The following is an 8,025-nucleotide window of genomic DNA, read 5'->3' on the forward strand; positions in this document are numbered from 1 at the left end:
GCCGCCCGCCACCCCGACGACCACGACCGGCGGCGGCGAGCCCGGCCGGCGCATCCCGGCCCGCTCCACCCCCGCCCGCAGCGCCGCCGCCACCCGGTCCGCGACCGCGGCCCGCTCCGGCTCCGAGCGCAGCCCCAGCAGCACCAGCACCCGGCCCTCCACCGGCCGCACCCCGAGCAGCACCGGGACCCCCACCGCGGCCAGCTCCTCGGAGACGGCGCGGGCCAGCACCGCCCAGCCCCCGCCGGGGGAGAGACTGTCCCCGATCCGCATCACCACCGGCAGCAGCGGGCTCTCGCCGGGTTTGAAGCCGAGCACCCGGGCCTGCGCCGGGGCGTCCTCCGCCGCGATCCGGCCCTCGGCGAGATCGGTGAGGAAGTCGCCGCGCCCCCGCGCGGCCAACTCCTCCTCCTGCCGGGCCTGCATCAGCACCACGGCCAGGATGCCCGCGGCCCGCTCGGCGGCGATCCGGTGCACCGGGGCCAGGGGTGAGCGGACCGGCAGCAGCACCAGGCGGGCGCGCACGGCACCGGCGGTCCCGGGCCCGCCGCCGGGCACGTCCACCAGCACCGAGCCGGACGGCGGCGGTGCCTCCTTGTGCGGGCCGCGCAGCCCCTCCCACACCTGGAGCGGATCCGCGCCCTCGGGCCCTTCCCCGGCGGCGTACAGCAGCCGGCCGTCGGCGGTCTCCAGGAACACCGGGTTGCCGCCGAAGCCGGCCAGGATGTCCAGCACCTGCGGCACCCCGCCACCCCCCAGCAGCGCCTCGGTGCAGCGCCGGTGCACCTCCTCCGCGCGCTGGAGCAGCGCGTAGTGGCCGTTGACGATCTCGGTGTGGATCTCCTCGGTCACCGTCACGAACGGCACCTCGCGGTGCAGCTGGACCAGCGGCAGCCCGGCCGCCCGGGCCGTGTCCACGAGGGCGGCGGGCAGCCGGGAGAAGCGCGGGCCCAGCTCCACCACGAGGGCGGCGATCCCGCGCTCGGCGAGGGTGCGCACGAACGCCCGCTGCTCGGCCGGCCGGGTGCCGAGGCCGTAGCCCGTGGTCAGCAGCAGTTCGCCGCCCTTGAGCAGCGAGGCGATGTTCGGCACCTCGCCCGCGTGCACCCAGCGCACGGTGCGGCCGAGCCGGTCGGCGCCGGCCAGCACCTCCGGCAGCCCGCTGCGCAGTCCGGGCAGCTCCAGCGCCCGCTGCACGGTGATCCCGGCTCCCTGGGTGTCGGTCCGGTGGTCCGTACGGCTGTCCATGCGGCGACGCTACCTGCGTAAACGCCCTCCGCGCAGCTCCCGCGGGACAGCCGCCGCCTAGACCGGCCGGATGTTGTGGTTGAAGCGGAAGACGTTGTCGGGGTCGTAGCGCCGCTTCACCTTCGCCAGGCGCAGGGTGTTCCCGGCGCCCAGGCCCGCGCGGACCCGCTCGGGGCCCTCGTCGCCGATGAAGTTGAGGTACACGGCACCCGTGCTCCACCGCCGCAGGCCGGCGCGCACGTCCCGCACCCAGCCGATCGCCCGCTCGTCGCCGGCCGCGTCCGGCCAGAGCGCGAGCGGGTGCGCCGCCCAGGGCGCGTCCCGGAACGGCACCGGGTACTCGTGCGGGCCGGACGCGACGGCCCCGCCCTGCGGGAACAGCAGGTGCCGGGTGGGGGTCGGCACCGGCATGCCGTCCGCAAGGGCGCAGAAGGCGTCCACCGCCTCGTCCGGCAGCCCGGTCAGGTACTCCGCCGACCAGTGGTTCCGCAGTCCCGCCGGCTGGTCGAGCATGCACTGCGCATCGGCGTACGGCATGTCACCGGCCAGTTCCACCTCGTGCGGCAGCGCGAGCAGCGGCTCGGCCAGCTTCCGCAGCTCGTCCTCGCCCCCGGCGTACGTCAGCAGGGCCGTGCACAGCGGCGCGCCCACCAGCTCCGGCGGTGTGAACGCCGCGGGCGGGCCGGTGAGGTACAGCGCGGCGCCGCCCACCTCGTCCGGCCCGGTGCGGATGATCTCGCGGAAGGTGCGCAGCACGTCAGGTCCGGCGTCCGGCGAGAACAGCAGCAGGACGACGGAGAACTCCGGCAGTTCGTGCAGTTGCAGGGTGAGCGCGGTGGCGACGCCGAAGTTGCCGCCCCCGCCGTGCAGGGCCCAGAACAGCTCGGGGTTCTCGTCGGCGCTCGCGTGCACCCGCTCGGCGTCGGCGGTCACCAGCTCCACGGCGATGAGGTTGTCGACGGCGAGGCCGAAGGCGCGGTCCAGCCAGCCGGTGCCGCCGCCGAGGACGAAACCGCCGACGCCGGTGCTGGAGGCCCGCCCGCCGGTGGTCGCGAGACCGTACGGCTGGGTGGCGCGGTCCAGCTGGCCCATCGTGGCGCCGCCCTCGATCCGGACCGCCTCGGCCGCCGGGTCGACGGTGACCCGGTGCATCCGGCGCAGGTCCACCACGAGCGCGCCGTCGCCCAGCGCCGTACCGGCCACGCCGTGGCCGCCGCCGCGCACCGCGATGTGCAGGTCCAGGTCCCTGCCGAAGCGCACGGCCCGCACCACGTCGGTCGCGTCCGCGCACCGCGCGATCACCGCGGGCCGCCGGTCGACCCTCGCGTTGAACACGGCGCGGGCCTCCTCGTAGCCCGGGTCCCCGGGGGCGAGCACCTCGCCGACCAGATCCTCGCGGAGCGCGGCGAGGGCCGCGCCCGCCTTCGAGAGGGGCGCCATGGCCGCCCCCTTCCGGGAAGGGGCATCCGTCCGGTTCCAGCGTAGGCGGAGCGCGCCCCCGAAGGGGCGCGCGGGACTGCGCGACCAGCCACGACGGGCCCGCGGACGCGGGCGAGGAGCCGGTGCGGCGTCCCCGGTGGAGTCTCTAGCCCCCGTAGGCGCCCGACGCGGTCAGCCGCAGGGCCGTGTCGATCAGCGGGACATGGCTGAACGCCTGCGGGAAGTTGCCGACCTGGCGCTTCAGGCGCGGGTCCCACTCCTCGGCGAGCAGACCGAGGTCGTTGCGCAGCGCGAGGAGCTTCTCGAACAGCTTGCGGGCCTCGTCCACGCGGCCGATCATCGCCAGGTCGTCCGCCATCCAGAACGAGCAGGCCAGGAACGCGCCCTCGTCGCCCGGCAGGCCGTCGACGCCCGCGCGGTCGCCCTCGGTCGGGTAGCGCAGGATGAACCCGTCCGGGGTGGACAGCTCGCGCTGGATCGCCTCGATGGTGCCGATCACCCGCTTGTCGTCCGGCGGCAGGAAGCCCATCTGCGGGATGAGCAGCAGGGAGGCGTCCAGCTCCTGCGAGCCGTAGGACTGGGTGAAGGTGTTGCGTTCCTTGTCGTAGCCCTTCTCGCACACGTCCCGGTGGATGTCGTCGCGCAGTTCCTTCCAGCGCTCCAGCGGGCCGTCCGCGTCGCCGGACTCGATCAGCTTGATCGTGCGGTCGACGGCGACCCAGGCCATCACCTTGGAGTGCACGAAGTGCCGGCGCGGGCCGCGCACCTCCCAGATGCCCTCGTCCGGCTCCTGCCAGTGGTCCTCCAGGTAGCGGATCAGCTTCAGCTGGAGCAGCGAGGCGTAGTCGTTGCGGGCGAGCCCGGTCATGTGGCCCAGGTGGAGGGCCTCGGTGACCTCGCCGTACACGTCCAGCTGGAGCTGGTGCGCGGCGCCGTTGCCGACCCGGACCGGGGCCGAGCACTCGTAGCCGGGCAGCCAGTCCAGCTCGGCCTCGCCCAGCTCGCGCTCACCGGCGATGCCGTACATGATCTGGAGGTTCTCCGGGTCCCCGGCGACCGCGCGCAGCAGCCACTCGCGCCAGGCGCGGGCCTCCTCGCGGTAGCCCGTGCGCAGCAGCGAGGACAGGGTGATCGCCGCGTCCCGCAGCCAGGTGTAGCGGTAGTCCCAGTTGCGCACGCCCCCGATGTCCTCGGGCAGGGAGGTCGTCGGGGCCGCGACGATGCCGCCCGTGGGGGCGTACGTCAGCGCCTTCAGGGTGATCAGCGAGCGGATCACCGCCTCGCGGTACGGCCCGTGGTACGTACAGTGCTCGACCCACTCGCGCCAGAAGTCCTCGGTCGCCTCCAGCGAGGCCTCCGGCTCCGGCAGCGGCGGCGGCTGCTTGTGCGAGGGCTGCCAGGAGATGGTGAACGCGATCCGGTCTCCGGGGGCGACCGTGAAGTCGGCATACGTGGTGAGCGCCTTGCCGTAGGTCTCGGCTTCGGTGTCGAACCACACCGAGTCCGGTCCGGCGACGGCCACCGTGCGCCCCTCGTGCTTGTGCACCCAGGGCACGACCCGGCCGTAGGAGAACCGCATCCGCAGGGCCGAGCGCATCGGCACCCGGCCGGTGACGCCCTCGACGATCCGGATCAGCTGCGGGGCGCCGTCACGCGGGGGCATGAAATCGGTCACACGGACCGTGCCGCGCGGGGTGTCCCACTCGGATTCCAGGATCAGCGAGTCGCCGCGGTAGCTGCGCCGGGCGGCCGTGGGCGGCTTGGCGTCGGCGGCGTGCGCCGGCCCGAGCCGCCAGAAACCGTGCTCCTCGGTGCCCAGCAGGCCGGCGAAGATGGCATGCGAGTCGAAGCGGGGCAGGCACAGCCAGTCCACCGTGCCATCCCGGCAGACCAGCGCCGCGGTCTGCATGTCTCCGATGAGTGCGTAGTCTTCGATGCGCCCGGCCACGTGCAACTCCAGTCGAACGGCCACGTCACACCCCCGCGCAGGGGGCTGTCGCTAGTGCGGTCAAGGGATCGTTGTTAAGCGTCGTTGAGCGGTGAAGCAAAGCAGCCCGCCGAGCCCTGAGGCAACACGACAGTCTTTGCTCAACGAACTGCCGCGCTCTCGTTGTTCCGGGTGATGTTGGCGGGGGTGTGCCGTCGTTCCGGCCGGGCTCGGCAGCGAATGTCCGAGCAGGATACGACGCACGTAGATGATCCGCGTGCCGCTCCGGGCAACCCGTGTGGGCCGAACGAGTGAGCACCGGGTGAGAACGGTGTGTCCGCAGGATGACCGGAGTGACACGAGTGACACCTGCGGCGCCCCGCTGTGCCCGGGCGAGCGCGCAGAGTGGCCGGAAGCCATCCCGGCCAGGCGCTGATACGCTGGTAGCCCGTGGACCGGTGGGAGAAAAACCCCCGAACCGCAGCGACGGCACCCCCGGAAGATCCGGGAGGGTCGCCGTATCGCACCCCCAGACCGCGACCACGGGAGCCCCCTCTTGGCCATGCCGCCCAAAACCACGACGACCAAGCACATCTTCGTGACCGGGGGTGTCGCCTCCTCGCTCGGCAAGGGTCTGACCGCCTCCAGCCTGGGCATGCTGCTCAAGGCGCGGGGCCTGCGTGTCGTGATGCAGAAGCTGGATCCGTACCTGAACGTCGACCCGGGCACGATGAACCCCTTCCAGCACGGTGAGGTGTTCGTCACGAACGACGGCGCCGAGACCGACCTGGACATCGGCCACTACGAGCGGTTCCTCGACCGCGACCTGGACGGCACCGCCAACGTCACCACCGGCCAGGTCTACTCCACCGTGATCGCCAAGGAGCGCCGCGGCGAGTACCTGGGCGACACGGTGCAGGTCATCCCGCACATCACCAACGAGATCAAGCACCGCATCCGGCGCATGGCCACCGACGAGGTCGACGTGGTCATCACCGAGGTCGGCGGCACGGTCGGCGACATCGAGTCGCTGCCGTTCCTGGAGACCGTCCGCCAGGTCCGCCACGAGGTCGGCCGGGACAACGTCTTCGTCGTGCACATCTCGCTGCTGCCCTACATCGGCCCGTCCGGCGAGCTGAAGACCAAGCCGACCCAGCACTCGGTGGCCGCGCTCAGGAACATCGGTATCCAGCCCGACGCGATCGTGCTGCGCTGCGACCGGGAGGTCCCGACCGCGATCAAGCGGAAGATCTCCCTGATGTGCGACGTCGACGAGGCCGCCGTCGTCGCCTGCCCGGACGCCCGCTCGATCTACGACATCCCCAAGGTCGTGCACTCCGAGGGCCTGGACGCCTACGTGGTCCGCAAGCTCGACCTGCCCTTCCGGGACGTGGACTGGACGACGTGGGACGACCTGCTCGACCGCGTCCACAACCCCGACCACGAGGTCACCCTGGCGCTGGTCGGCAAGTACATCGACCTGCCCGACGCCTACCTGTCGGTCACCGAGGCGCTGCGCGCGGGCGGCTTCGCCAACAAGGCCCGTGTGAAGATCAAGTGGGTCACCTCCGACGACTGCAAGACCCCGGCCGGCGCCAAGGCCCAGCTCGCGGACGTGGACGGCGTCTGCATCCCCGGCGGATTCGGCGACCGTGGTGTGCTCGGCAAGGTCGGCGCGATCCGCTACGCCCGCGAGAACAAGATCCCGCTGCTCGGCCTGTGCCTGGGCCTGCAGTGCATCGTGATCGAGGCCGCCCGCAACCTGGCCGACATCCCGGACGCCAACTCCACCGAGTTCGACCCGGCCACCGCCCACCCGGTGATCTCCACCATGGCCGAGCAGCTGGACATCGTCGCCGGTGAGGGCGACATGGGCGGCACGATGCGGCTCGGCATGTACCCGGCCAAGCTGGCCGAGGGCTCGATCGTGCGCGAGGTCTACGACGGCAAGGAGTACGTCGAGGAGCGCCACCGGCACCGCTACGAGGTCAACAACGCCTACCGCGCGGAACTGGAGAAGAAGGCCGGCATCGTCTTCTCCGGCACCTCCCCGGACGGCAAGCTCGTGGAGTACGTGGAGTACCCGCGCGACGTCCACCCGTACCTGGTCGCCACGCAGGCGCACCCCGAGCTGCGCTCGCGGCCGACCCGTGCGAACCCGCTGTTCGTCGGCCTGGTGAAGGCCGCGGTCGAGCGGAAGAACTCGAAGTAACAACCAGTTGTACGGTGGCCGGGGTGCGAACCTTCAAAGGGGAGCGCCCCGGTTTTCCGTTGTCGGCCGGGTTTTTTCGGAACGTGTGTGGAAGGACAGGGCATGACGATCAAGGACACCCCCGAGGAGTGGGAGATCCGGGCCACGGACACCCCCTTCGTGGGCAACAAGACCTCCGTCCGCACGGACGACGTGGTCATGCCCGACGGGTCGGTGGCCCGCCGTGACTACCAGGTCCACCCGGGCTCCGTGGCCGTCCTCGCCCTGGACGAGGAGGACCGGGTGCTGCTGATCAACCAGTACCGGCACCCGGTGCGGCAGAAGCTGTGGGAGATCCCGGCCGGGCTGCTGGACGTGCCCGGCGAGAACCCGCTGCACGCCGCCCAGCGGGAGCTGTACGAGGAGGCGCACGTCAAGGCCGAGGACTGGCGGGTGCTGACCGACGTGTACACCACCCCCGGCGGCTGCGACGAGGCCGTACGGATCTTCCTGGCCCGCGGCCTGTCCGAGGCCGAGGGCGAGCGCTTCGCGGCGGAGCACGAGGAGACCGACATGCAGCACGCGCGCGTGCCGGTCGAGGAGCTGGTGCGCCGCGTCCTCGCCGGGGACCTGCACAACAACTGCCTCGTGGTGGGTGTGCTCTCCCTGGTCGCCGCCCGTGGCGGAGACGGCCTGGACGCGCTGCGTCCCGCCGACGCGCCATGGCCCGCGCGCCCCTTCGAGAGCTGACCGGCGAGCGGCCGGACCCGTCCGGGGAAGCCACCGCACCCCTCCGGCCCGCCGGTGTGACGATCGCCTGATCCGATCGGGCGATCCCTCCGCCGCGCTCTTCCCGGAACGTCGCAGAGCGTGAACTAGGCTCTTCAACGCCCGTATCGGAAGACACCGGCGGGCTTGCGCGTGCGGTGGGACGGGAGTGTGGCCCGTGACGGATCAGGCGGTGGACCCAGACGGTGCGGAGCGGACCGCGCACCCGGCCAGGGAGGACCGATTCCTGGGCCGTACACGGGAGTTGAAGGAGCTGCGCGCCGACATCGAGCGCGCCGGACTGGACACCCTCGCCGGCCGCAAGGCCCCCCGCGCGCGCGTGCTCCTCATCGCCGGCCGCCCTCGACGAGGTGTGCGCCGCCTTCGACGGCCTGCTGGAGGTGCCGCTGCGCGACGTGCTGTTCGGCGAGGGCGCGGGCGAGGGACTGAT

The 8,025-nt window shown here is 72.5% G+C and carries 5 protein-coding genes and 1 pseudogene; 3 read left to right on the top strand and 3 right to left on the bottom strand.

The features are described 5' to 3' along the window. From ABZV94_RS38560 to ABZV94_RS38570, 3 genes are all read right to left on the bottom strand, one after another. Positions 1-1,248, bottom strand: a 1,248-nt coding sequence (locus ABZV94_RS38560; protein ID WP_356349214.1) for a PucR family transcriptional regulator ligand-binding domain-containing protein, incomplete at its 3' end; no start/stop codon positions are given. 57 nt (positions 1,249-1,305) lie between these two features. After that, positions 1,306-2,688 (bottom strand): FAD-binding oxidoreductase, encoded by a 1,383-nt coding sequence (locus ABZV94_RS38565; protein WP_356349216.1) that lies wholly within the window; start codon positions 2,686-2,688, stop codon positions 1,306-1,308. A 145-nt stretch (positions 2,689-2,833) separates the two neighbouring features. Beyond that, on the bottom strand, positions 2,834-4,636 hold the full coding sequence (locus tag ABZV94_RS38570; protein WP_103812271.1) for a glycoside hydrolase family 15 protein: 1,803 nt from the start codon (positions 4,634-4,636) through the stop codon (positions 2,834-2,836). Between the two features lie 541 nt (positions 4,637-5,177). On the opposite strand from ABZV94_RS38570, the gene ABZV94_RS38575 reads away from it, so the two are divergent. From ABZV94_RS38575 to ABZV94_RS38585, 3 genes and pseudogenes are all read left to right on the top strand, one after another. Then, on the top strand, positions 5,178-6,827 hold the full coding sequence (locus ABZV94_RS38575) for a CTP synthase (protein ID WP_356349218.1): 1,650 nt from the start codon (positions 5,178-5,180) through the stop codon (positions 6,825-6,827). A gap of 102 nt (positions 6,828-6,929) precedes the next feature. Further along, positions 6,930-7,556 (top strand): NUDIX hydrolase, encoded by a 627-nt coding sequence (locus ABZV94_RS38580; protein ID WP_030650243.1) that lies wholly within the window; start codon positions 6,930-6,932, stop codon positions 7,554-7,556. Between the two features lie 196 nt (positions 7,557-7,752). After that, a pseudogene (locus ABZV94_RS38585) lies at positions 7,753-7,938 on the top strand (hypothetical protein); the annotation flags it as partial. Positions 7,939-8,025: the final 87 nt, after the last annotated feature.

It is taken from the genome of Streptomyces sp. NPDC004658, assembly GCF_040609555.1.
Taxonomy (GTDB): Bacteria; Actinomycetota; Actinomycetes; order Streptomycetales; family Streptomycetaceae; genus Streptomyces.

What these genes read in the sequence shown, in the direction of transcription:
- ABZV94_RS38565 (WP_356349216.1), bottom strand. Translation starts at nt 2,688, where the DNA reads ATGGCGCCCCTCTCGAAGGCGGGCGCGGCCCTCGCCGCGCTCCGCGAG.
- ABZV94_RS38575 (WP_356349218.1), top strand. Translation starts at nt 5,178, where the DNA reads ATGCCGCCCAAAACCACGACGACCAAGCACATCTTCGTGACCGGGGGT.
- ABZV94_RS38580 (WP_030650243.1), top strand. Translation starts at nt 6,930, where the DNA reads ATGACGATCAAGGACACCCCCGAGGAGTGGGAGATCCGGGCCACGGAC.